Annotated in this window: 25 protein-coding genes, 1 pseudogene and 1 riboswitch; of the genes and pseudogenes, 15 read left to right on the top strand and 11 right to left on the bottom strand. The window is 65.5% G+C overall.

Annotation, left to right across the window (positions count from 1 at the left end; genetic code table 11):
* Window positions 1-20: 20 nt before the first annotated feature.
* Window positions 21-662, top strand: coding sequence for a septum formation family protein (locus tag QK290_RS13800; RefSeq protein ID WP_282331220.1), 642 nt, complete (start codon window positions 21-23; stop codon window positions 660-662).
* A 29-nt stretch (window positions 663-691) separates the two neighbouring features.
* On the opposite strand, the gene QK290_RS13795 is transcribed toward QK290_RS13800, so the two are convergent.
* From QK290_RS13795 to clpB, 3 genes and pseudogenes are all read right to left on the bottom strand, one after another.
* Window positions 692-979 carry a LapA family protein gene (locus QK290_RS13795; RefSeq protein WP_348994661.1) on the bottom strand — a complete coding sequence of 96 codons (288 nt, stop codon included), beginning with the start codon at window positions 977-979 and terminating at the stop codon, window positions 692-694.
* Between the two features lie 232 nt (window positions 980-1,211).
* Window positions 1,212-1,347, bottom strand: a pseudogene (locus tag QK290_RS13790) (sodium:proton antiporter); the annotation flags it as partial.
* 72 nt (window positions 1,348-1,419) lie between these two features.
* Complete coding sequence (gene clpB / locus QK290_RS13785; RefSeq protein WP_282331219.1) at window positions 1,420-4,074, bottom strand: ATP-dependent chaperone ClpB; 2,655 nt, start codon at window positions 4,072-4,074, stop codon at window positions 1,420-1,422.
* Window positions 4,075-4,344: 270 nt separating this feature from the next.
* On the opposite strand from clpB, the gene QK290_RS13780 reads away from it, so the two are divergent.
* On the top strand, window positions 4,345-4,563 hold the full coding sequence (locus QK290_RS13780) for a hypothetical protein (protein WP_282331218.1): 219 nt from the start codon (window positions 4,345-4,347) through the stop codon (window positions 4,561-4,563).
* Between the two features lie 230 nt (window positions 4,564-4,793).
* Window positions 4,794-5,576 (top strand): GntR family transcriptional regulator, encoded by a 783-nt coding sequence (locus tag QK290_RS13775; RefSeq protein WP_282331217.1) that lies wholly within the window; start codon window positions 4,794-4,796, stop codon window positions 5,574-5,576.
* Here the strand turns inward: QK290_RS13775 and QK290_RS13770 are convergent.
* Window positions 5,569-6,315: an HAD family phosphatase gene (locus tag QK290_RS13770; RefSeq protein ID WP_282331216.1), complete on the bottom strand. Its 747-nt coding sequence runs from the start codon at window positions 6,313-6,315 to the stop codon at window positions 5,569-5,571. The genes QK290_RS13775 and QK290_RS13770 overlap by 8 nt on opposite strands.
* Window positions 6,316-6,500: 185 nt before the next feature.
* Between QK290_RS13770 and QK290_RS13765 the strand changes: the two genes are divergently transcribed.
* The 5 genes from QK290_RS13765 to QK290_RS13745 are packed head-to-tail and all read left to right on the top strand — an operon-like array spanning window position 6,501 to window position 11,269.
* On the top strand, window positions 6,501-7,649 hold the full coding sequence (locus tag QK290_RS13765) for an extracellular solute-binding protein (protein ID WP_282331215.1): 1,149 nt from the start codon (window positions 6,501-6,503) through the stop codon (window positions 7,647-7,649).
* Window positions 7,649-8,509 carry an ABC transporter permease subunit gene (locus tag QK290_RS13760; RefSeq protein ID WP_282331214.1) on the top strand — a complete coding sequence of 287 codons (861 nt, stop codon included), beginning with the start codon at window positions 7,649-7,651 and terminating at the stop codon, window positions 8,507-8,509. The genes QK290_RS13765 and QK290_RS13760 overlap by 1 nt, the downstream gene beginning before the upstream one ends.
* A complete protein-coding gene (locus tag QK290_RS13755; RefSeq protein WP_282331213.1) occupies window positions 8,497-9,351 on the top strand; it encodes a hypothetical protein in 855 nt (284 codons plus the stop codon). Before QK290_RS13760 ends, QK290_RS13755 begins: the two co-directional genes overlap by 13 nt.
* Window positions 9,351-10,451 (top strand): ABC transporter ATP-binding protein, encoded by a 1,101-nt coding sequence (locus QK290_RS13750; protein ID WP_282331212.1) that lies wholly within the window; start codon window positions 9,351-9,353, stop codon window positions 10,449-10,451. The genes QK290_RS13755 and QK290_RS13750 overlap by 1 nt, the downstream gene beginning before the upstream one ends.
* Window positions 10,448-11,269, top strand: a complete 822-nt coding sequence (locus QK290_RS13745; protein ID WP_282331211.1) for an alkaline phosphatase family protein — start codon at window positions 10,448-10,450, stop codon at window positions 11,267-11,269. The genes QK290_RS13750 and QK290_RS13745 overlap by 4 nt, the downstream gene beginning before the upstream one ends.
* On the opposite strand, the gene QK290_RS13740 is transcribed toward QK290_RS13745, so the two are convergent.
* The 4 genes from QK290_RS13740 to QK290_RS13725 are packed head-to-tail and all read right to left on the bottom strand — an operon-like array spanning window position 11,266 to window position 14,461.
* Complete coding sequence (locus QK290_RS13740; protein WP_282331210.1) at window positions 11,266-12,327, bottom strand: ABC transporter ATP-binding protein; 1,062 nt, start codon at window positions 12,325-12,327, stop codon at window positions 11,266-11,268. The two genes, QK290_RS13745 and QK290_RS13740, sit on opposite strands and share 4 nt — an antisense overlap.
* Entirely contained in the window at window positions 12,324-13,187 is an 864-nt protein-coding gene (locus tag QK290_RS13735; protein ID WP_282331209.1) for an ABC transporter permease, read from the bottom strand. Before QK290_RS13735 ends, QK290_RS13740 begins: the two co-directional genes overlap by 4 nt.
* Before the next feature lie 54 nt (window positions 13,188-13,241).
* A complete protein-coding gene (gene modA, locus QK290_RS13730; protein WP_282331236.1) occupies window positions 13,242-14,006 on the bottom strand; it encodes a molybdate ABC transporter substrate-binding protein in 765 nt (254 codons plus the stop codon).
* Window positions 14,007-14,050: 44 nt separating this feature from the next.
* Window positions 14,051-14,461 (bottom strand): TOBE domain-containing protein, encoded by a 411-nt coding sequence (locus QK290_RS13725; protein WP_282331208.1) that lies wholly within the window; start codon window positions 14,459-14,461, stop codon window positions 14,051-14,053.
* Between the two features lie 180 nt (window positions 14,462-14,641).
* Between QK290_RS13725 and QK290_RS13720 the strand changes: the two genes are divergently transcribed.
* Genes QK290_RS13720 through QK290_RS13710 form a run of 3 tightly spaced genes read left to right on the top strand, consistent with a single transcriptional unit; the run spans window position 14,642 to window position 17,381 of the window.
* The gene (locus QK290_RS13720) at window positions 14,642-15,976 is read left to right on the top strand and encodes an FAD-binding oxidoreductase (RefSeq protein WP_282331207.1); all 1,335 of its coding nucleotides are present in this window, start codon (window positions 14,642-14,644) and stop codon (window positions 15,974-15,976) included.
* 40 nt (window positions 15,977-16,016) lie between these two features.
* Complete coding sequence (locus QK290_RS13715; protein ID WP_282331206.1) at window positions 16,017-16,886, top strand: DUF4031 domain-containing protein; 870 nt, start codon at window positions 16,017-16,019, stop codon at window positions 16,884-16,886.
* 60 nt (window positions 16,887-16,946) lie between these two features.
* Window positions 16,947-17,381: a VOC family protein gene (locus tag QK290_RS13710; RefSeq protein ID WP_282331205.1), complete on the top strand. Its 435-nt coding sequence runs from the start codon at window positions 16,947-16,949 to the stop codon at window positions 17,379-17,381.
* Here the strand turns inward: QK290_RS13710 and QK290_RS13705 are convergent.
* Together QK290_RS13705 and QK290_RS13700 are read right to left on the bottom strand one after the other, a co-directional pair.
* Complete coding sequence (locus QK290_RS13705; RefSeq protein ID WP_185261779.1) at window positions 17,378-17,779, bottom strand: YccF domain-containing protein; 402 nt, start codon at window positions 17,777-17,779, stop codon at window positions 17,378-17,380. The genes QK290_RS13710 and QK290_RS13705 overlap by 4 nt on opposite strands.
* Window positions 17,780-17,800: 21 nt before the next feature.
* On the bottom strand, window positions 17,801-18,400 hold the full coding sequence (locus QK290_RS13700; protein WP_282331204.1) for a phosphoribosylanthranilate isomerase: 600 nt from the start codon (window positions 18,398-18,400) through the stop codon (window positions 17,801-17,803).
* Between the two features lie 103 nt (window positions 18,401-18,503).
* Between QK290_RS13700 and QK290_RS13695 the strand changes: the two genes are divergently transcribed.
* The 4 genes from QK290_RS13695 (at window position 18,504) to QK290_RS13680 (ending at window position 20,701) form a co-directional block, all read left to right on the top strand.
* A complete protein-coding gene (locus QK290_RS13695) occupies window positions 18,504-19,145 on the top strand; it encodes a HutD family protein (protein WP_282331203.1) in 642 nt (213 codons plus the stop codon).
* A gap of 85 nt (window positions 19,146-19,230) precedes the next feature.
* Window positions 19,231-19,761 (top strand): ferritin, encoded by a 531-nt coding sequence (locus QK290_RS13690; protein WP_282331202.1) that lies wholly within the window; start codon window positions 19,231-19,233, stop codon window positions 19,759-19,761.
* 137 nt (window positions 19,762-19,898) lie between these two features.
* Window positions 19,899-19,964, top strand: a riboswitch (guanidine-III (ykkC-III) riboswitch).
* Window positions 19,965-19,973: 9 nt separating this feature from the next.
* Window positions 19,974-20,297: an SMR family transporter gene (locus QK290_RS13685; protein ID WP_282331201.1), complete on the top strand. Its 324-nt coding sequence runs from the start codon at window positions 19,974-19,976 to the stop codon at window positions 20,295-20,297.
* Window positions 20,297-20,701, top strand: coding sequence for a multidrug efflux SMR transporter (locus tag QK290_RS13680; RefSeq protein WP_282331200.1), 405 nt, complete (start codon window positions 20,297-20,299; stop codon window positions 20,699-20,701). The genes QK290_RS13685 and QK290_RS13680 overlap by 1 nt, the downstream gene beginning before the upstream one ends.
* Here QK290_RS13680 and QK290_RS13675 read toward each other — a convergent pair.
* Window positions 20,682-21,401, bottom strand: a complete 720-nt coding sequence (locus QK290_RS13675; protein WP_282331199.1) for a sulfite exporter TauE/SafE family protein — start codon at window positions 21,399-21,401, stop codon at window positions 20,682-20,684. The two genes, QK290_RS13680 and QK290_RS13675, sit on opposite strands and share 20 nt — an antisense overlap.

Raw genomic sequence — 21,401 nt, 5'->3', positions numbered from 1 at the left:
AACTCAGGAGGGGTATCCGGATGGACAACCAGGAATTACGTCCCATCCCGCCCAAACCCGGCGCTCCGCCCACCGCGGAGTTGCCGCAGGAGGCGGTCGCGGCACCTGCAACGGAGCCCTCGCCCCAGAAGCGCCGGCGGGGCGCGTCAACATTCCTGAAGGCTCTCTTTGTGGCGGTTCTGCTCGGCGTGGCTGGGGGCCTGGTGTGGCTCGCAGTCTGGCTGGATTCCGGGGCTCCCGAGACGTCTGGCGACGGCGGCTCCGGGATCGTGGAAATCCTGCCCACTCCGCTTGCCACCCCGCTCCCGCTCCCCCGTGAGGGTGTGGGACCGCCGGACTACCGGCTGGGCGACTGTTTCAAGGATTTTGAGCCCGCGGCGTTGCGGTCAACAGTGGTGGCCTGCGATACCGGCCACTCAGCCCAGCTCGTCGCCGTCTTCCGCTACCCCGCCGTCGGCTCCTATCCTGGCCGGGAGGCCCTCGCGGCCAAGGCCCTGGAAGCCTGCCAGGCGGTCAGGCTGGCGCCAGCAGCCAACGAGTACACGTTGAACTTCCAGCGGGCCTACCCCAGCAGCACCAGCTGGGAATCTGGAGACCGGCGTGTGGACTGCTACGTCACCGCCGACGGCGGAAACGTCATCAACGCCAGCGTGCTGCCCTAAAGTTGTGGGAATCGTCGTCGTTTTCGGCGTCAAAGACCGGGCGTGGATTCGGGCCGGCCTGCTGCCGCAGGTCCCGGCGGAGCTGGCGGCCGGCCGGGCGCGTGGCGGCGTTGGCTTCTCAGCTGGAGGATCCGGGTTGCTCCGGCGATTGCTACGAGAATTCCGCCCGCCACCGCAGCGATGAACAGCGCCATACCCAGAGAAAGCTCGCCAGCAACCCCAAGATAACGCACGGTCACGCGATCCTGGTTCTGCAGAATGAAGATGATCAGCAACACCAAGAGGACCAGCCCTGCGCTGACCGCAACCCAGATCATCCCGGCCCGTGTCACATCCGCGCCCCCGGCCCTGTCCTGGGATGGTTTCCGGGGAGAACGTTTTGGCTTGGAAGGCGCAGGTTTCTTAACCGGACCCAAGGCGGGGCGCGGCCCGGTTGACGGAGTCGACGCTGGATCAGCAGCCACGTTTTTTCATCCCCTATACCCGAAGTATCCGTCCGTGCCGGACGGATATATCACAGGGTACTCCTCCACCAGACCCGCGTCCCCTGCCGGTCGGTTTACCCAGGACGAGCGCCAGGCTGATACCGACGGCCACCCGATCGGTCAGCGCGGCGCCCAGTCCGTCCCAGCCCCCGGCGGAGAAAAAACGCGAAGGGCGGCACGGCAACGCCGGCGGAAACCGGCCCGCAGACTACGCGAACAGGACGGGCCCCGCCGTCACCCGGGTCGCCAGGCTAAAACGGTGAGCAGGAGCCTTACTCCTTCCGCCGCACCACCAGGCCTGAGCCGGCGGGAGCACCGCCGTCGGGCCCTGCGAGCGACTCCAGCCCTTCGATGGTGAGTTCGTCGACGTCGGCCGCGGTGTCCACGAGCACCGTGTCACCGTCCGCAATGTCGCCGGACAGGATGGCCTTGGCCAGTCGGTCGCCGATCTCGCGCTGGACGAGCCGGCGCAGCGGCCTGGCACCGTACGCGGAATCGAAGCCGGACATGGCCAGCCAGGCCCGGGCGCCGTCGGACACTTCCAGTGCAAGCCGGCGCTCGCGCAGCCGCCCGCCAAGCTCGGCTACCTGCAGTTCCACGATCTGCGCGAGCTCCTCTACGGTCAGGGCTTCAAACAGCACAATCTCGTCCAGCCGGTTCAGGAACTCCGGTTTGAAGGACGCGTTGACGGTGGTCATCGCCGCGGCGCGCCTGGCCTGTGCATCCAGCGACTGGTCCACCAGGAACTGGCTGCCAAGGTTGGACGTCAGCACCAGGATGGCGTTGCGGAAGTCCACGGTACGGCCCTGGCCATCGGTGAGGCGGCCGTCGTCGAGCACCTGCAGGAGGATGTCAAAGACCTCCGGATGGGCCTTTTCCACCTCATCCAGCAGGACAACGGAGTACGGCCGACGGCGGACGGCCTCGGTCAGCTGGCCGCCCTCCTCGTAGCCGACGTACCCGGGAGGGGCGCCCACCAGCCGCGCCACCGAGTGCTTCTCGCCGTACTCGGACATGTCGATCCGCACCATGGCGCGTTCGTCGTCGAACAGGAAATCCGCGAGTGCCTTGGCCAGCTCGGTCTTGCCCACGCCCGTGGGCCCCAGGAACAGGAACGAACCCGTGGGACGATTGGGATCGCTGATACCGGCCCGCGCACGGCGGACGGCATCCGACACCGCGGCCACAGCCTTGGACTGGCCGATCAGGCGCTTGCCCAGCTCCTGCTCCATATGGAGCAGCTTCTGGCTCTCGCCCTGGAGCATGCGCCCGGCAGGAATGCCGGTCCACGCGGAAATGACCTCAGCAATGTCGTCCGCCGTAACCCCGTCAGCCACCATCTGGGCAGGCTTTTCCGTCACAGCCTCTTCGGCAGCGGCCGCGTTCAGCTCCTGCTCAACGTCCGGAATCTCGCCGTAAAGGATCCGCGACGCCGTCTCGAGATCACCTTCGCGCGCGGCCTTGTCGTATGCCGAGCGCAGCTCGTCCAGCTTCGCTTTCAGGTCGCCCACCCGGTTCAGCCCGGCGCGCTCCGCTGCCCAGCGGGCATTCAGCGCGTCCAGTTCTTCGCTCTTGTCCGCTTTGTCCGCGCGAAGGGCCGCCAGGCGCTCCACCGAGGCAGCGTCCTTCTCGTTCGCCAGGGCCAGTTCCTCCATGGTGAGCCGGTCCACGGCACGGCGCAGCTGGTCGATCTCCTCCGGCGCGGAGTCGATCTCCATCCGCAGCCTCGAGGCCGCCTCGTCCACCAGGTCGATGGCCTTGTCCGGCAGCTGGCGGCCGGAAATGTAGCGGTTGGACAGGGTTGCGGCGGCCACCAGCGCGGAGTCTGCGATGGTGACCTTGTGGTGAGCCTCGTAGCGCTCCTTGAGGCCGCGGAGAATACCGATGGTGTCTTCCACACTGGGCTCGCCTACGTACACCTGCTGGAACCTGCGCTCCAGGGCCGGGTCCTTCTCGATGTTCTCGCGGTACTCATCCAGCGTGGTGGCGCCGATCAGCCGCAGCTCACCGCGGGCCAGCATGGGCTTGAGCATGTTACCCGCATCCATCGAGGACTCCCCCGTGGCACCGGCACCAACCACCGTGTGGATCTCGTCGATAAACGTGACAATCTGGCCGTCCGAATTCTTGATCTCCTCCAGCACGGCCTTGAGGCGCTCCTCGAACTCGCCGCGGTATTTCGCCCCGGCCACCATGGAGGCGAGGTCCAGCGCAATCAGCGTCTTGCCCCGAAGACTTTCAGGGACATCGCCCGCTACGATCCGCTGGGCGAGCCCTTCGACGACGGCGGTCTTGCCCACGCCGGGCTCACCGATGATGACGGGGTTGTTTTTGGTGCGGCGGCTCAGCACCTGGATGATGCGCCGGATCTCGGTGTCGCGCCCGATCACCGGGTCCAGCTTGCCCGCACGCGCCATCGCGGTGAGGTCCGTGCCGAACCGTTCCAGCGACTGGAACGTGTTTTCCGGGTCCGGGGTGGTGACCTTACGGTCGCCGCGGACACCCGGCAGGGCGGCGAGCAGCGCTTCATGGGAGGAACCGGCGTCGCGCATTAACCGCCCGACGGCGTCACTCCCCGCGGAGAGCCCCAGCAGCAGCACTTCGGTGGAGACATAGGTATCGCCCAGCCTGTCGGCCTCGTTTTTGGCGTTCTGGATGGCCTGCAGCGCGGGCCGGGACAGCTGCGCCTGCTGGGTGGAGCCTCCGGAGGTGGCCGGCAGCGCCTTGATGGCGCCGCTCGCCTGCACGCTGACAGCATCCGGGTCTGCGCCCGTAGCCCGGAGAAGCGCGACGGCGACGCCCTCGCGCTGATCCATCAGGGCTTTGAGCAGGTGGGCGGGTTCCACCTGGGGATTTCCTGCCGTGGAGGCGTTCATGGCTGCTGCCGAAAGAGCCTCCTGGCTCTTGGTGGTGAATTTGACGTCCAAAGAGAGCTCCTTCCGGGTATACGCATTGGCTAACTTGAGTCTATTAGGCTCAACTTTGAAATGCGCTGCTTTGGCCACATTTTGCCAACAGCGAACTTCGTCCCCGGCACGCGGCGAACTGCTGGCAGGCACCGTATCCTCACCGCCCTGATCATCCGAGGATCGTGATGTGACCGGGGACCACAGCTCCGCCGGCGCAATGACGCGGAGGATTGCCATGAATAAGTACGCCGCTCTTTACTCGCGGCCACGTCGGAACTGGTCAACGAGATGCAGGATCTGGGCTACCTGGAGCGAAGGCCCGATTCGACAGATGCCCGGGCAAAGCTCATTTTCCCTACCGCCCGCGGACTGCAGCTTTTGGCGGAGGCCTCCGCCAAGGTGCGGGAGCTGGAACAGCTATGGGGGACGTACGCGGGAGAGCAGCGCTTCGAAGCAGCCTTGCAAACCCTACAGGACGTCCTGGATGCAACCCGGCGGGCAATTTAGGCATCACCGGCGGCGGGGTGCTCGTATGACGGCGCCCCTAATCGTCCTAACCGTGCAGTGCGCGTGGAAACCAGCAACTGGGCAACCTACCGGAACGGGCCATGATTCAGGCGGGGTGGCCGCCCGTGCGGGACGGATAGAATCGAAAAGGAAGCCTAGACCGACCAAGAGGATCTATCATCAACGTCTCTGATAACGCCGGGTTCGGCGCCGCCAGCGGCACCATTGCCTTGCAGGACGATATCCTCCTGCGAGCGCATGCGCTGGAATTTCCCGCCCAGCGTACTGCGCACGGCGTAATTCGTAACTGGCTCGCCGAGCTGGTAAGCAGCGGGGAGCTTCCCAGCGGGACCAGGCTCCCCGCCGAACGGATGCTGAGTCAGGCCTTGGGTGTTAGCCGTATGACGTTACGCCAGGCAATGGATAGCTTGAAGAGTTCGGGTTACATCGACCGGATAGTGGGCCGCGGCGGCGGGTCGTTCGTGGCGCAGCAGCGGCCCACGGTCGACCTGTCAGACCTCATGGGGCTCAGACCGCAGTTGATGAAGACCGCCGGGACTGCATCATCTACCGTACTGGCCGCTGAGACCATCGCCGCCCCGGAGGCCGTCGCCGCCGCGCTGGAACTTTCTGCCGGGGAACCCGTGCACCGGATCAGGCGCCTGCGCTATGCGGACGACGTACCCGTGGTGATCGAAAACTCTTTTTTTCCGGAGGCGCTTTTCAGTGACCTTCTGACCCAGAACCTGACAGGCTCCCTATACCGGATTATGGACATCGTCTACAGCAAGGCCCCGCACAGCGCCGAAGAGGAACTGAGGCCGCTGGCTGCGGCGGAGGATGATGCTGCCCTGCTGAAGGTACCGGCAGCCACCCCGGTTCTGGGCATCACCAGGACGTCCCACTCCCTGGAAGGTGTGGCCGTGGAATATTCTGAGGACGTTTTCCGGACTGACCGGTTAAGGATCATGGTTTCAGGCCGGGTGCGCGTCGACCGCACACCCATCAGTTGAAGGCAGGCCGAAGAGGCGTCTGAAGGCAAGCCCGTCCAAGCTGCTCGATCCACACGGCAGCGAAGGGCAGAACAGAGTCCTTGGGCAGGATTCCGCCAACAGCCAACGGCACCATGCCGGCTGCGCCGACTGCTTGGAGACCCGGCACGGAGTCCTCAAACACGGCCACCCGCCGGGGGTCCTCCAGCCCGAGCGCCGCTGCGGCCATGAGCAATCCTTCCGGGTCTGGCTTACCGGCCTTCACATCCTCTTGGGTCACCACAACACTGAATGCGCCCCTTACCCCGGCCCGTTCCAACGCCGGCAACACTGTGGCCCGCCCCGCTCCGGTGACGACGCCAAGCTGAATACCAGCCGCCTGTAGCGAGTGAACCAAAGCACAGGTGTCCTCAGAAATGGGACTGTGCAGGGAAACCTCTTCGTTATACCTGTGATCCAGCAGCTCCAGGAAGTCGCATTCCCTGATGTCGGCCGCCCCGCCCTTTGCCATGATGGCCCGGGCAATCTCGCTGTCGCTGCGCCCGTACAGCTCTGCCCTGTACTGCTGTTCTGCAAGGAACACGCCGCACTCCTTGGCGGCAAGTTCGATGAAGATCCTTTCCAGTATCCACTCGTCGTCTGAGAGGGTTCCGTTGAAGTCGAAGAGCACACCTTCGCAGTCCAGCAGGGTGGTGACAGACGAGACGATTTCGCCGAATTCCACGGCCGGACTCGGCGTTGTTGCAGGGTCGGTATCCATAGTTCTCCTTAGTGACGGAAAGTTGCCCTACTTACCTTGCCGTGAAAAAACACGAAGAACTCCAGAACTATAAAGTCTAGACCTTTATTCATTCATCGTTCACAGAAGGTTTGCCGCTTGGCTATAGTGGACCGCCACCGTGGGACAGGAGCAATTCACTTCTCAACATTCCACCGGAGGCCCGCATGCCTAAGTTCCCCCTGCCCAACGACGTGTCCCGCCGCAACGTTCTGCGCGGCATCATCGGCACCGCTGGCCTCGCCGCCGTCGGCGGTTCACTGGCTGCCTGCGGTTCCTCGGCCGCAAGCTCCAGCCGAACCATCGGCTCCAAACTCGAAGAGATCATCGCCCTGGCGAAGCAGGAAGGCAAGGTCCAACTGATTGCCTACCCGGAGACCTGGGCTAACTACAAGGGTCACTTTGAGGCCTTCAAGGCAAAGTACGGTGTGGACACTCCTGTGGCCAGCCCCGATGCGTCCAGTGCAGAAGAACTTCAGGCGGTCAAGAACCTTAAGGGGCAGTCCTCGCAGCCGGACGTCCTGGACATAGGCTATTCGTTCACCCAGCCGTCCATACAGCAGGGCCTGATTGAGGCCTACAAGCCCACCACCTTTGACCAGATTCCGGCCGAACTCAAGGACCCAAACGGCATGTGGGTGGGCGCCTACTACGGAGTCCTCACTGTCGGAGTCAACACTGCCAACGCAGACATGCCGACTTCCTTCGCTGACTTGTTGGACCCCAAATACAAGGGGAAAATCGCCCTTCCCGGTGATCCCCGAAAAGGCGCCTCCTCCATTGCCACGGTCTTCGCAGCGGCCTTGGCGAACGGCGGTTCCCTGAATGACGTCACTCCCGGCATTGACTTCTTCAGCAAGCTGGCCAAGTCCGGCAACCTGGTGAACGTCACCTCCGTGGCCTCAGCCCTGAGTACGGGTCAGGCGTCGGTACTGTTCGACTGGAATTACAACTTCCTGGGCATTGAAGAGGAAATGAAGCGCACTGGTGTGGCGCTAAAGACTGCCATTCTGCCCGACGGCGTCTTCGGGAACTATTACGCCCAGCCCATCACCGTGGCATCCCCCCAGCCCAATGCTGCCCGGCTGTGGGTTGAATGGCTGACCAGTGATGAAGGTGCAGAACAGTACGCTCTGGGCGGTGCAGTTCCCGCCCGCTTTGTTCAGTTGAAGGCGGATGGCAAGCTCTCCGCTGCGGCGCTGGCAAAGCTGCCGCCCGCTGAAGTCCTGGCCAATATCAACTTCCCGAGCATAGAGCAGGGCGCCAATGCCAGCACTGCGATCGTGGACCAGTGGAGCCAGAAGGTCGGAGCCTAGTGAACCGCCTGAAACCGTTCCAAGGGGCCGCCGCCGGCTGGCTGGGGGTTGTTCCCTATGGGGCGTTTCTCGCTATTTTCCTGATCGTACCGGTGATCTCGAACATCTGGACCACATTTGTCAGCCAGGGCAGGTTCTCCCTGGACGCCATGTCACGTCTGCTCAAGCCGCAGTACCTCGATGCTTTTCTGACCACGATCAATCTGTCACTGGTTACAGCGGTACTGGGCGGCGTGGGGGGGCTGGCGCTGGCCTGGGCACTCAATGCGGCAGAAAAGCCTCGCTGGCTCAGGAATTTTGTGTTGTCCTACTCAGCCGTGGCCTCACAACTCGGCGGAGTTCCTCTCGCGTTCGCGTTCATCGCAGCCTTGGGTGTGCAGGGAGTGGTCACCCGCGGATTCCTGGACGTCACCGGCTGGGACTTAAGCCAAACCTTCCCGTTGGCCTCGTTCGCCGGGTTGGCGATCGTTTACCTGTACTTCCAGGTGCCGCTGATGGCAATACTGATGCTTCCGGCGCTCGGGTCCCTCAAGCAGCACTGGTCGGAAGCCGCCGCAAGCCTTGGCGCCAGCCGCTGGCACTACGTCAGGGACGTGGTGTTCCCTGTCCTGTGGCCGCCTATCTTGGGCGCGCTGCTATTGCTTTTCGCCAACGCCTTCAGTGCCTATGCCACTGCCTACGCGCTGGCCGGCGGCGGCGTGAACCTGGTGCCGATCATGATCGGCTTCTTCATCTCCGGCAACGTCATGATGGACGAAGGCTTCGCAGCCGCCCTGGTGACGGGCATGATCTTCATCATTGTGGTCACCATGACCCTGCGTGCACTCCTGGAAAGGAGGGCCAACAAGTGGCTGCGCTGACTCATTCCATTCAGAGGCGCGGCCGCCAGGTGATGGTGACGGTCATCTTCAGTGTGGCCCTCGCGCTGTTCTTCACGCCGCTTATCGCCGCGGCCGTTTTCGGTTTCACGCTTCCCGGGGAGGGTGTCTCCTTCGAGTCCATATCCCTTGCGCTCCGGAGCACCAGTTTTCTGCCCCAGCTGCTGATGACACTCCAGCTGGCCGTGTTGAGCACCGTTGGTTCCCTGCTACTGCTGGTCCCCACCCTTCTTTGGCTGCATCTGAAGGCTCCCCGGCTGCTGCCGTTTGCGGAATGGCTGTCCGTAATCCCTTACGTGGTGCCGGCGATCGCCCTGGTGAGCGGCGCCAGCCTGTTCTTCCGCGCCACATTTCCCGGGTTTCTTGTCAGCCCATATTCTCTCGTACCGTTTTACATGGTCCTGAGTCTGCCGCTGGTTTATCGCAGCCTGGATGCGGGAATCCGTGCACTGGACATCAAAACCCTAGTCGCAGCTGGCAACAGCCTCGGAGCGACTGCCATCCAGATCCTGCTCACCGTGATCCTGCCGAATCTGCGTCCGGCACTGCTGGGGGCTTCGCTGCTGTCCGTTGCCATGGTGCTGGGTGAGTACGCGCTTGCAGCGTTGCTGTTGCACAGCACCTTTCCTGTTTTCCTGCTGGAAATGGGCAACAACCAGCCTCGGGCCGCCGCCGCGCTGTCCTTCATCGTCATCATCGCCACATGGCTGCTGCTCCTCTCCCTCTCCACCGCGGGAACCCAGCGTACCCGGGTCACCGGTGGATCCTGCCGCACCCACCTTCCTGTTGTTTCGTCCACCACTCCTCCGAAAGGAGATCGCTGATGCCGACCGTCGCCGCGGAAATCCAGCTATCCAAGATCACCATGGCTTATGGCCAGAAAACGGTCCTGAGAAATCTTGACCTGCAGCTCAAAGGAGGTGAGCTCCTCGCGCTGCTTGGTCCGTCCGGATGCGGCAAGACCACAATCCTGCGGGTGCTCGCCGGATTCGAATCGCCACAGAAAGGGACGGTTTCCATTGCAGGCCAAGATGTCACCCGGTCCCCGGTCCGGAACCGGGGAATCGGCGTCGTCTTCCAGGCCTACAGCCTGTTCCCCCACATGAACGCCCGGGACAATGTGGCCTACGGCCTTCGAATCCGCCGGAGTAGCCTTGGCAAGCGGACGGCGCGGGCGGCCGAGCTCCTTGAGACCGTGGGGCTGGCGGAGCACGCTGACAAATTTCCGCACCAGCTTTCCGGAGGTCAGCAGCAAAGAGTGGCGCTCGCGAGGGCATTGGCCATCGAACCGCGGGTTCTGCTGCTGGATGAGCCGCTGTCCGCCCTCGACGCCAAGGTGCGAGTCCACCTGAGGGAGGAAATCCGCAGGATTCAGACGCAGGCCGGAACCACCACCCTGCTTGTCACCCACGACCAGGAAGAGGCCCTGACCATAGCGGACCGGATCGGCGTCATGCACGACGGGCAAATTGAACAGCTCGACAGCCCCGAAGCCATCTACCGGCGGCCGGCAACGCCATTTGTCTCACAGTTCGTTGGCGTGACCAACCGCATTCCGGCCCTGCCCGAGGACGGCCGGGTGCGGGTGCTGGGCCACCACCTTGGCATAGAAAACCAGGACAGAACAGTTTCCGACGGTACCCGGCTGACCGCCTTGATTCGGCCCGAAGACCTGACGCTGAGCGACGACTTTCCCGGCGGCGACTCGGCCGGCAGTGGCTTGGTCACCACACTGGTGCTGCGGGGAGCCATCACCAGCGTGATGGTCCGGTCCGAGGCGCTGGGACAGGACGTGCGCGTCGACCTGCCGGCGCATGCAGCCAGGCTTTTTAGCGCGGGCCAGCGCGTGCTGGTCTCCCCGCGTGCAACCACCACCTTGATAGGCCGGGACCATACGGAACTATCGGAAGAGGACGCGGCATGAAATCCAAGATCCTGGTAGTGGGCATTGACGGCTTGGTCCTGGAAAGGGCCCTTGACTCCGGCCGCGCTCCCACGCTGGCGGCTCTGAACGAAGCGGGTACGGTGTCGGCCTTGACCATGGAGGCTCCAACGCTCTCCGGGCCAGGCTGGTCCACGTTGCTCACCGGGTCCTCTCACGAGCAGCACGGAGTCCGGGACAATCTGTTCGCAGGGCACCGCCTATTGCTCCGCCCTGACCTCCTCAGCCGAGCGTTTTATCAGGACCAATCCACCACCACGTTCGCAGCGGCAGGCTGGCCTCCTCTGGTGGACCCGGCAGGAATTGGTCCAGTAATACACGAGCGTCGCGAACAGCAGCGTGCAGGTCTGCACCGCATGATAGCTCGTGATGGGGAGACGTACGGATACCGAACGGTTGACGGAGAGATCGCCGAGTTTGCGGTGTACGCACTCAACAAGTCCGGTCCGGACGTCAGCTTCGTGTACTTCTGCGAGGTGGACGATGCCAGCCACCTAAACGGAGCCGTCGGCGAGCACTACCTGGATGCCATCAGCCGCATCGACGCCCATCTTGCCCGGCTACGGGCAGCGCTTGAGACGCGCGCGCACGCGAAGGGCGAGCGGTGGCTCATGGTGCTCACCACGGACCATGGCCATCTTGATGAGGGCGGTCACGGGCTCGGCAGCGCCCGGGAGCGTGCCTCCTTTGTGATCGCAACCGGTATCGGACGGAACAACCCGGACTGGCCGGACGTCATCGCGCCGGAATCCCTCGTGCCGCTCCTGCTGGCCGAGCGCAACCCCGCGGGAAACGTTTAGCCCGGGTAGATGGCGACGGCGCCCGCCTTGATCACGAAATACACCTGCATGCCCGGCGCCAACCCGAGATCGACAGACGCCGCCGGGGTGATGTCCGCGCTCAGCTGCCCGGCCTCCCCGGCGCGGACCCGGATCCCGTCCCCGCGCGGCTCCAGGTCGGTGATGGTCACGGCAAAGGAGTTCCGCGGACTGCCATGCGCCTCGCTGGGGAAAACGGAAACAGCCGACGGCGGGAAAACAGCCACGCCCGGCTGCCCGGTGGGGAGCGGGGCGGCTGCGTCGTGGTGTCCATAGAGGTTGAGGCCGCCAGCCTGGAGACCGTGTTCGGTGATGTGGCCGGCCACAAAGTTGAGTCCGGCAAGCCCGGCCGCGAACCGGCTGCGCGGGCGCTGGAGGACTTCGCGGGTTGGGCCTTCCTCGCTGATGCGCCCGTCTTCGAGGATGACCACACGGTCGGCCAGCATCAGGGCATCGAGGACGTCGTGCGTGATAATGATGGCGCGGCGGCCGGCCAGCACGCGTTTAAGCAGGCGCCGCAGAAGCGGCGCGGCCTGGATATCAAGGGCGGCCATCGGTTCATCCAGGAGCAGGAGCCCGGGGTCCGCGGCAAGCGCCCGGGCCACGGCAACGCGCTGCGCCTGGCCGCCGGAGAGCTCGGCCGGGCGGCGGGACTGCAGCTCCGTCGCCTCGACCTCCCCGAGCCACCTCAGTGCGGTCTCCCGCGCGGCCTGCTTTGAAGCCCCCGCACTCCGGGGCCCAAAGGCCACGTTCTCCAGCACGCTCAGGTGCGGGAACAGCAGCGGTTCCTGGGCCAGGAGGGCCGTGCCGCGCCGGTGCGGAGCCGTCCAGCGGCCGCGGCCGGCGGTGAGGTCAAACAGTGTCCTGCCGTCCAGTTCGGCCGTGCCCGAGTCCGGGTAGAGCAGGCCCGCGATGACGTTCAGCAGCGTGGATTTGCCCGCGCCGTTGGCCCCCATAACGGCCACCGTTTCGGCCTCGCCCAGCGCGAGGGAGACGTCGAACCCGCGGCCAGCCACGGCGGCCTGAACCGAGAACGTCACCGGACCGCACCGCCCGCCGCGGCCGCCGTCGTCGTACGTGCGCCGCTGGGTGCGGGCGCCCGTTGAGCGGCGCGGGGGCTGCGGTACGCGAGTGCCACCACGGCCACCGCCACGGCTACGAGGACCAGGGAAAGCGCGACGGCGGCATCGGCGTCCGTTTCCCGCTGCAGGTAGATTTCGAGAGGCAGGGTCCGGGTCACCCCCTGCAGGCTGCCGGCGAACGTGAGGGTGGCGCCGAATTCGCCCAGGCTGCGGGCGAAGGACAGCACCGCGCCGGACGCGAGTCCCGGCAGGACGAGCGGAAGCGTGACCCGGCGAAGCACCGTGGTGGGCCCGGCGCCGAGCGTCGCGGCCACGGCTTCGTACCGGTTTCCGGCGGTGCGCAGGGCGCCCTCGAGGCTGACCACCAGGAAGGGAAGGGCCACAAACGTCTGGGCCAGGATTACCGCCGTCGTCGAAAAGGCGATCTGCAGGCCTGCCACTTCCAGTGTCCGGCCCAGCAGCCCCTGCCGCCCGAACGTGTACAGGAGTGCGATGCCGCCCACCACCGGCGGAAGCACCAGCGGGAGCAGGACCAGTGAGCGGAGGAAGCGCTGGCCGGGGAAGCTGCCGCGGGCCAGGACCAGGGCTAGCGGAATACCCAGGACGATGCACAGGACGGTGCTGGCCGCCGACGTGCGCAGGCTCAGCCCAAGGGCCTGCAGCGAGGCTTCCGACGTGATCAGCGGGATGAAATGGGCCCAGTTGACTTTCACCACCATGGCCGCCAGCGGCAGCACCACGAACAGTCCGCCGGCAGCCGCAAGGACGTAAATCCAGCGCGGGACGCCGCCGTACCCGCCGTTCCTGTCCTGTTTCATGGTCTCCTTGTGGGCGGTTTACTTACGCTGCGAGGTTGCCTATGGGCGGGGTTCCTACGAGGCGCCGAAACCGGCCGCGCTGAGGGTTTTCTGCCCGTCGGCGCCGGTCACCATGGCGATGAAGGCTGCCGCCAGTTCCTTGTTCCGGCTCGAGCCTACTGTGGCGATGGGATAGGTATTGACAGCCTTGCCGGATTCGTCGAACGGGATTCCCATAACCTTGTCGCCGGCGCCTTTGACATCGGTGACGTAGACCAGGCCGGCGTCGGCCTCGCCCGAGGTGACCTTGCCCAGGACGTCTGTCACCGACGACTCCTCGCTGACCGGAGCGAGGGTCACGCCCGCGGCCTTTTCCACGGTATCCGCTGCGGCCCCGCACGGAACCTGGCTGGCACAAACAACCACCTTGACGCCCGGCCTGGCGAGGTCTGCGAAGGACGCGATCGACGCCGGATTGGACGGCGGGACGGCGATCTCCAGGACGTTGGTGGCGAAGTTCTTCGCGGCCCCGTCCAGGAGCTTGGCATCGGCCAGTTTGGTCATGTTCTTGGTGTCGGCGGAGGCAAAAACATCGGCCGGTGCGCCCTGGGTGATCTGGGTGACCAGGTCCGAGGAGCCAGCGAAGCTCAAGGTCACCTTCGTGCCGGGGTTCTTCGCCTCGAAGTCGCTGGCCAGCTGGGTGAACGTGGCCTTGAGCGACGCGGCCGCGAAGACGGTGATCGTCCCGGACACCTGGCCGGGGGCGCCCGGGGACTGCGAGGCGGCGGGCTGCGAGGCAGGTTGCGTCGGGGCGGGCGCGCACGCGGCCAGGCCCAGCATGAGGGCGGCCGTGATGACGACGGTTCTGGCGTGTGTGCGGGTGCTCAAATGATGCTCTTTCCATGCGGGGTTTCGATGATGACTGTGGTTGACTTGACCACCGCGGTAGCCACGGAGCCCAGTTCCAGGCCCAGATCGCGGACGGCTTCGCTGCTCATCAGCGACACCACCCGGAACGGCCCGCACTGGAGTTCCACCTGGGCCATGACTCTGTCCGCAGTGATCCCCGTGACCAGGCCAACGAACCGGTTGCGGGCCGAACTTCCTGAACGGTGCGGGTCCTCGGGAAGCTGCGCAAGCTTCTGGGCATGCCTTGCCAGTTCCAGTCCGTCGACGGCCAGCCGGCCAGCGTCGTCCTTCACCGGGGTGAGGCTGCCGTTCTCTGTCCAGCGCCGGACGGTGTCGTCACTGACGCCGAGGAACCGAGCTGCTTCGGATACGCGAATAGTGGGCATTTCATAATACTAGTCCGCATCTGCGGGTTTTCTTAGTAGTTTTCTCCGCTTATCAGGATGTGATTTTGCGGCTGGTTTTCGCGCCCGCTCGAGGTTTCAGTTGGCTGCCTATGGAACGTCGTGGGCCGAAGTCCTACGCTATGTGGAGGGGAGGGGCGCGGTCGCTGAGGAGCGTTTGTGATGAAGTGGATCAGGCCTGACAGCCCCGACTATGACCCGGCCCGGAAGGTCTTCAACGCCATGATTGACAGGCGTCCGGCGGTGATTGCCCAGTGTTCAAATGACGCGGACGTGGCCGAAGCCCTCCGCTACGGACGGGAACACTCCCTCGCCATTGCCGTCCGTGCCGGCGGGCACTCGGTGGCCGGAATGTCCATGAACAACGACGGCCTGGTGATCGATGTCCGGCCCATGAAGTCGATCGACGTGGACCCCGAATCCGGCATCGTCACCGCCGGGGCAGGCGTCACATGGGGCGAGTTCGACCGCGCCACCCAGGAGCATGCCCTGGCCGTCACCGGCGGGCGGGCCTCCACTACCGGCGTCGCCGGCTTCACCCTGGGCGGCGGGTCAGGCTGGCTGGAGCGGTCCTTCGGGTTCGCGTGCGACAGTCTCCTCTCTGTGGACCTGGTGACGGCCGACGGCGAGCGCGTCACCGCGAGCGGCCGGGAAAACCCCGAACTCTTCTGGGCGCTCCACGGCGGCGGCGGCAATTTCGGGGTGGCCACGTCCTTCACGTTCCAGGCGCACCGGCTCGGCCCGGTGGTCCACGCCGGGATGTGGCTGTGGCCCGGGGAGGCAGCCTCGGACGTTTCCCGGGCGTTCCGGGACCTGGCTCTGGCAGCCCCTGACGGCGTTGGCCTGGCGCTGCTGTACCTGACGGCACCGCCGGAGCCGTTTGTACCCGAGCATCTGGTGGGAAAGATGGCCACTCTCATCGCCTACCTCTACGCGGGTGAGCCCGAGGAAGGCTTCGAGCACGCGCGGCCGTTCCGCGAGCTCGGGCCTGCAGTGGACCTCGTGGCCGACACCCCGTACGCCGAATTCCAGTCCTCCCTGGATGATCCGCCGGACCACTACAACTACTGGAGCGCGGACTACCACAACGAACTCCCCGATGGAGCCCTGGACGTGTTCGAGGAATCGGCCCGGAACCTTCCCGATGCCACGTCCATGCAGCTCATCGCCCGGTGGGGCGGCGCCGTCGGCGGGAACGCTGGCGCGGCCACGCCCCTGATCAACCGGAACGCGGCCTGGGTAAGCCATCCCTACGGCATCTCGCCAACACCCGAGGAAGGCCAGCTGGCCAAGGCCTGGGTGAAGGACTTCCGCGGCAAGATTGCGCCCTATGCCACGGGCGGGGTGTGGCTCAATTTCATCGGCAACGAAGGCCAGGAGCGCATCCGTGCCGCGTTCGGCAACGGGAACTACGCGCGGCTGGCCGGTGTCAAGCGGGACTTCGATCCCCAGAACATCTTCCAGGGAAACCAGAACATCCTGCCGGCCGGCTCCTGACCGGCTCCGGCGCAGACCACGGCCGCACTAGACTTCCCCCATGGCGATTTACCTGGATCCGCCGCTGTGGCCAGCCCACGGCACGCATTTTTCGCACCTCATCTCGGACACCTCGCTGGCGGAACTGCACGCCTTCGCCGCCGCTGCGGGCATCCCGGACCGGGCGTTCGACGGCGACCACTACGACGTCGCCGAGCGCCGGTTCGACGACCTCGTGGCCGCGGGCGCCGTCCCGGTGGAGGCCCGGATCCTGGTCCGCACGCTGATCGCCAGCGGGCTGCGCATCCCGGCACGGCAGCGCAACAAGTCCCTCAAGGTGCCGCTGCTGAACCGTTGGGAAGCCCTCATGCCCGGCCACGACGCCCTCTTCCTGGATCTGCTGGACCGCTGGAGCGAGGACCACCGCCGGTATCACGGCTGCACGCATCTGCTGGCAGTTTTGGAGGCTTTGGACCTGCTCACAGACCCCACCGACCCGCCGCGGACGGTGCTGCTCGCAGCCTGGTTCCACGATGCGGTGTACCGCGGGGTTGCCGGCCAGGACGAGGAGGAATCGGCCCGTCTCGCCGAGGAGCGCCTCGCGCACGCGGGGCTCCCGGCCGCCGATGTTGAGGAGGTGGCCCGGCTGGTGCGGCTGACATCGGACCACCGCCCCGAGCCAGGGGACGACGACGGCGCCCTCCTCTGCGACGCGGACCTGTCAGTCCTCGGCGGCGAACCCGAGCCGTACGCCCGGTATGTGGCCGCCGTCCGGGAAGACTACGCGCACATCGGCGACGCCGACTTCGCAGCCGGGCGCGCCGCCGTCGTCCGTCATCTGCTGGAACTGAACCCCTTGTTCCACAGCGACCGTGCGCGCGAACTCTGGCTCGAGGCCGCCCGCCGGAACCTGCAGGGCGAGCTGGCCTGACGCTTCCTCACAACCGCCCGGAGCCTTTACGGACACGGCGGCCGGTGCAAGACTGCTCGGATGAACCTGCGCATCCAATCCGTCAGCATCGACTCCCCCGACCCCAAAGTGCCCGCCGACTTCTGGGAAAAGGCACTGGGCTGGCGCCGTACCTACGAAGTGGACGACGAAATCGTACTGGCGCCACCCGCGGGCAGCCCGGCCGACGGCGTCAGCCCGGACCTCCTCTTCCTGAAGGTGCCCGAGCGGAAGGTGCTTAAGAACAGGCTGCACCTGGACCTCCGTCCGGATGACCAGGCCGAGGAGGTGCAGCGGCTGGAAGCCTTGGGCGCATCGCGCATTTCTGTCGGGCAGGGGCCGGAGGTCACCTGGGTGGTCATGGCTGACCCGGACGGCAACGAGTTCTGTGTGCTGCGCGCGCTGCGGTCAGGAGAGCTCGAAGCCCAGGGACTGGTCCCCGGATTCAGCGAAACCCCAGGGAACGCCGCCGGCTAGCGGTACCCGGTGACGAACGGGCTGTTGGTGGGCACAATCTGCTTGCCCAGCGGCATCAGGCTCACCGGGATGAGCTTTAGGTTGGCGATGGCCAGCGGGATGCCGATGATGGTGACCGCCATGGCAAAGGCCGTAACCACGTGGCCGATCGCGATCCAGATGCCGGCCACCACCAGCCAGATGACATTCCCCAGGAGCGAGAACACACCCGTTCCGCCCGGTTTGTCCACCACCATGCGCCCGAACGGCCAGAGCGTGTATGCCGCAATCCGGAACGACGCGATGCCCCACGGAATGGTGACGATCAGCAGGCAGCAGATGATGCCGGCCAGAAAATAGCCCAGGGCAAGCCAAAGTCCGCCGAATACCAGCCAGATGATGTTGAGCAGAGTCTTCATCTGTCCATTGTGCCCTGTGCCTCAGCCCTTGGCGGCCTTCACAAAGGCTCGGATTTTCTCCAGGTCCTTCACGCCACGGGAAACCTCGACGCCGGAGGAAACGTCCACGCCCCACGCGCCTGACGCGGCGGTGGCGTGCGCCACGGTGTCGGGGTTCAGTCCGCCGGCCAAAAGCCAATTGCGGTCCTGGAGCGCCGTCACGTCCACCATGGAGGCGTAGTCCCAGGCCTCTCCAGAGCCGGGCACGGCGGCATCAATTAACAGGATTTCCTCGCCCCAGTCAGCGAACGCGTCCGCTGTGGCTGCCATGGTGACGGCCCTGATCAGCTTCATACCGGCGTCGTGCACTGTGGCGACGTCTTCCGGGGTGAGGTCGGCATGGAGTTGGACCCACTCGAGCCCGGCGGAACGGGCGATGGCAAGGGCATCGGCGACAGGTTCATGCCGGAAAACGCCGACGGCAAGTACCCCTTCCGGCACGTCGGCCAGCAGCGCGGAAACCTGCGACGGCGAGACCACCCGCGGGCTCGCGGTGAGGACAAACCCGACGGCGTCCGCACCGGCCTGCACGGCTTCACGGACGGATTCGGGCGTACTGAGGCCACACACTTTGACGAACATTCCGGGCTCCTTCAGGCTGTCTTCGCGTAGTCCCCCGGGAGGAGACTAACAGGGAAGTGCCCCGCGCGCCGATGGGGACGCCCAAACAAACTAGGCTGGTCCGATGGAGATCATCCGCTTCGCAGAACTCAGGTCCGAACGGTGGCGCAACGGCGGCGGGGTGACCCGGGAGCTTGCCAGCCACCCGAAGGCCGCCTCGGCGCAGGACGGCGCCTGGGACTGGCGCGTCAGCATCGCCGACGTCAGCAAGGCCGGGGATTTCTCGGCGTTCCCGGGCATGGAACGCGTGCTGACCGTGATCGACGGCGAACTCCTCCTGCTCACGGTGGACGGCGACGAGCACCCGCTGGAAAAGTACCGGCCGTTCAGGTTCTCCGGCGAAGCTGCTGCGCACGGGGCCCTGCCCACCGGGGACATCCGCGACCTGAATGTCATCGCCCGGACCGGTTCCTTCAAGGGCTTCACGTCCATCATCGAGCTCTCCAAAAAGCGCGCGCACCCGGTTTTTGAGGGCCAGCTCGCGGTGCTGCTGCAGGGCCAGGCCGCCGTCAGCGCGGGCAACCTCAGCGTCAGTGCAGAAGCTGCGGTTGCCACGGAAGCCGACGCCGACGAAGCTGCCCCAGGCCCCACGGAGCCCGAGGCACTGAACCGGTATGACGCCGTCGTCGGCTCCGATCACCGGACCCCCGAAATCCTGGGGCGCGGCTTCCTGGCAGTTGTTTCGATCGACCGCGTGACTGCCTGATCCAGCGCTGCAGGCTAGCCTCGCCTTCGTTATCTGAGCCTTTCCACACTGGTCAGTGGCACGCGGCGCTCCTAGACTCGGGGCTATGACTTCCACACCCTTTAATGCGCTCCTGTCCACCCAGATCGGCAACGAATTCGCGGCCTCGCAGCAGTACATTGCCGTGGCCACCTGGTTCGCCAACCAGGACCTCCCGCAGCTGGCCCGCTACTTCTACCGGCAGTCGGTGGAGGAGCGGAACCACGCCATGATGATGGTGCAGTACATGCTTGACCGCGACATTGAGTTCACCATCCCCGGCGTCCCCACCGTGCGCAACGACTTCTCCTCCGTGACCGAGCCGCTGGCCCTGGCGCTGGAGCAGGAGAAGGAAGTGACGGCCTCGATCGAGGCACTGTTCCGTGCGGCCCGCACCGAGGACGACGCCCTGGGCGAGCAGTTCATGCTCTGGTTCCTCAAGGAGCAGGTGGAAGAGGTCGCCTCCATGACCACTCTCCTGAACATCGCCGAGCGCGCGGACAACCTGTTCGACATCGAGAACTTCATCGCCCGCGAAACCGTTGGCAACGCGGGCCGCGACTCCTCCGCCCCGGAAGCTGCCGGCGGCGCTCTCTAACCCTCCCAACTAAGTAGCAGCAGATGTCCCTTTGAGCCCTCAAAACAGCCTCTGCTGCTACTCAGTTGGGTTGAATCCCCGGCGGTGAGGTTGGCCACCAACCCGGCCACCCGCCGTCGGGCGTTGCTAAGCTGGAAACAAGGCTCCGCACAGGACCCTCCGGACGACGGTTCAGTACCCGGCCCGCGACAAGACTGGCCAAAGGATCTGTCATGTCGTGGTTAATTCTCATTCTTTCCGGAGCGCTGGAGGCTGTCTGGGCCGCAGCCCTGCACCGGACCTTCCAGGCCTCCGGCCGGCGTCGGCTCGCACCCGCGCTCCTTTTCATGGTCTCCGTCCTCGCCAGCATGGCCGGCCTCGCCATCGCCATGCAGTCCATCCCCACCGGCACTGCGTACGCGGTCTGGGTGGGCGTTGGAGTTGTGCTGACCTCCGCCTACGCGATCCTCACCAGGGCGGAACGTCCGACGACGGCGCGCCTGCTGCTGCTCACCGGCATCGCCGCGTGCGTGGTCGGCCTTAAGGTGGTGGCGTGATGGGCAAAAGTTCCGTTTCGTGGTTGCTGCTGCTGGCCTCCGCCGTGCTGGAAGCCGTCTGGGCCACCGCCCTGGGCCAGTCCGAGGGCTTCACCCGCCCGCTGCCCACCATGGTCTTCGCGGTGACGGCCACCCTGAGCATGATCGGCCTCGGCCTGGCCATCCGCAGCATCCCGCTCGGCACCGCGTACGCCGTGTGGGTGGGTATCGGCGCGGCACTGACCGTGGGCTGGGCGATGAGCACCGGCGTCGAACCCTTCAGTGTCCTGAAGGTGCTGTTCATCGCGGGGATTGTCGGCTGCGCGGCGGGATTGAAGTCGCTGCCGGCTGGCAGCAACACTGAGCCGACCACCGACGACACGCCGGCGTCGGGAACCGTGGCCGTCAGGCCAGAGCGCCTTTGATCAGCAGGCTCACCCCGGCAACCAGACACAGACTGAGGGCCGCGGGACGGATGGCGGCGGCGGAAATCCGCTTCACCACCGGCCGCGATGCCAGCGCCCCGAGGGCAACGCCAGGCAGCAGCCAGCCGGTGAGCAGCAGATCTTCCGTGCCGAAGGAACCGGCGCCCGCCAGGGCGAGCAGCGAGACCAACGACGACACCAGAAAAAACAGGGAGAGGTTGGCGCGGTAGCGGGCCGCGTCCTCGCTCCGGTAAACCACCACAAGCGGCGGCCCTGACGTGGAGGCAACCGTACCCAGCACTCCGCCGAGCAGGCCGGCCGCGAACAGGGAAAAGCAGTTTTGCGGGATGCGGAATCCCTTGAGTCCGGTGAGAACGCTGGCCACCACCAGCCCGCCGACGATCATTCCGGTCCATTTGCCGTTCAGCAGGGGCAATACACATAGTCCGGCAACGGCACCGGGCAGGCACCCGGCAATGGCCACCGTGAGATCCACGTGCCTTAGGCCCCTCCGGTTCTGCCAGCTCACGAACAGCATGACCATCGCCGAAACGAGAAGCAGCGGGCCGGGCACCAGTTGCGGGCTGATCATCAGCAGCAGCGGCGAGGCGACGATGCCGAATCCGGACCCGGTGGCGGTTTGTGCCACCACGGCCACGGCCACTATGAGGGCCGCGATTATGAGTTCCGTGGTGGTCAT

Source organism: Pseudarthrobacter sp. AL07, from assembly GCF_029960665.1.
Lineage (GTDB): Bacteria > Actinomycetota > Actinomycetes > Actinomycetales > Micrococcaceae > Arthrobacter.
Note: the sequence above shows the minus strand (reverse complement) of the source record. Positions and strands in the feature narration are given on the sequence as shown.

Bases quoted from the DNA above. Each gene is read 5' to 3' on its own strand.
- QK290_RS13800 (WP_282331220.1), top strand. From the start codon at position 21: ATGGACAACCAGGAATTACGTCCCATCCCGCCCAAACCCGGCGCTCCG.
- QK290_RS13795 (WP_348994661.1), bottom strand. From the start codon at position 979: ATGATCTGGGTTGCGGTCAGCGCAGGGCTGGTCCTCTTGGTGTTGCTG.
- QK290_RS13780 (WP_282331218.1), top strand. From the start codon at position 4,345: ATGCAGGATCTGGGCTACCTGGAGCGAAGGCCCGATTCGACAGATGCC.
- QK290_RS13770 (WP_282331216.1), bottom strand. From the start codon at position 6,315: ATGGATACCGACCCTGCAACAACGCCGAGTCCGGCCGTGGAATTCGGC.
- QK290_RS13765 (WP_282331215.1), top strand. From the start codon at position 6,501: ATGCCTAAGTTCCCCCTGCCCAACGACGTGTCCCGCCGCAACGTTCTG.
- QK290_RS13750 (WP_282331212.1), top strand. From the start codon at position 9,351: ATGCCGACCGTCGCCGCGGAAATCCAGCTATCCAAGATCACCATGGCT.
- QK290_RS13745 (WP_282331211.1), top strand. From the start codon at position 10,448: ATGAAATCCAAGATCCTGGTAGTGGGCATTGACGGCTTGGTCCTGGAA.
- QK290_RS13735 (WP_282331209.1), bottom strand. From the start codon at position 13,187: ATGAAACAGGACAGGAACGGCGGGTACGGCGGCGTCCCGCGCTGGATT.
- modA (WP_282331236.1), bottom strand. From the start codon at position 14,006: ATGCTGGGCCTGGCCGCGTGCGCGCCCGCCCCGACGCAACCTGCCTCG.
- QK290_RS13725 (WP_282331208.1), bottom strand. From the start codon at position 14,461: ATGCCCACTATTCGCGTATCCGAAGCAGCTCGGTTCCTCGGCGTCAGT.
- QK290_RS13720 (WP_282331207.1), top strand. From the start codon at position 14,642: ATGAAGTGGATCAGGCCTGACAGCCCCGACTATGACCCGGCCCGGAAG.
- QK290_RS13715 (WP_282331206.1), top strand. From the start codon at position 16,017: ATGGCGATTTACCTGGATCCGCCGCTGTGGCCAGCCCACGGCACGCAT.
- QK290_RS13710 (WP_282331205.1), top strand. From the start codon at position 16,947: ATGAACCTGCGCATCCAATCCGTCAGCATCGACTCCCCCGACCCCAAA.
- QK290_RS13705 (WP_185261779.1), bottom strand. From the start codon at position 17,779: ATGAAGACTCTGCTCAACATCATCTGGCTGGTATTCGGCGGACTTTGG.
- QK290_RS13700 (WP_282331204.1), bottom strand. From the start codon at position 18,400: ATGTTCGTCAAAGTGTGTGGCCTCAGTACGCCCGAATCCGTCCGTGAA.
- QK290_RS13695 (WP_282331203.1), top strand. From the start codon at position 18,504: ATGGAGATCATCCGCTTCGCAGAACTCAGGTCCGAACGGTGGCGCAAC.
- QK290_RS13690 (WP_282331202.1), top strand. From the start codon at position 19,231: ATGACTTCCACACCCTTTAATGCGCTCCTGTCCACCCAGATCGGCAAC.
- QK290_RS13685 (WP_282331201.1), top strand. From the start codon at position 19,974: ATGTCGTGGTTAATTCTCATTCTTTCCGGAGCGCTGGAGGCTGTCTGG.
- QK290_RS13680 (WP_282331200.1), top strand. From the start codon at position 20,297: ATGGGCAAAAGTTCCGTTTCGTGGTTGCTGCTGCTGGCCTCCGCCGTG.
- QK290_RS13675 (WP_282331199.1), bottom strand. From the start codon at position 21,401: ATGACCACCACGGAACTCATAATCGCGGCCCTCATAGTGGCCGTGGCC.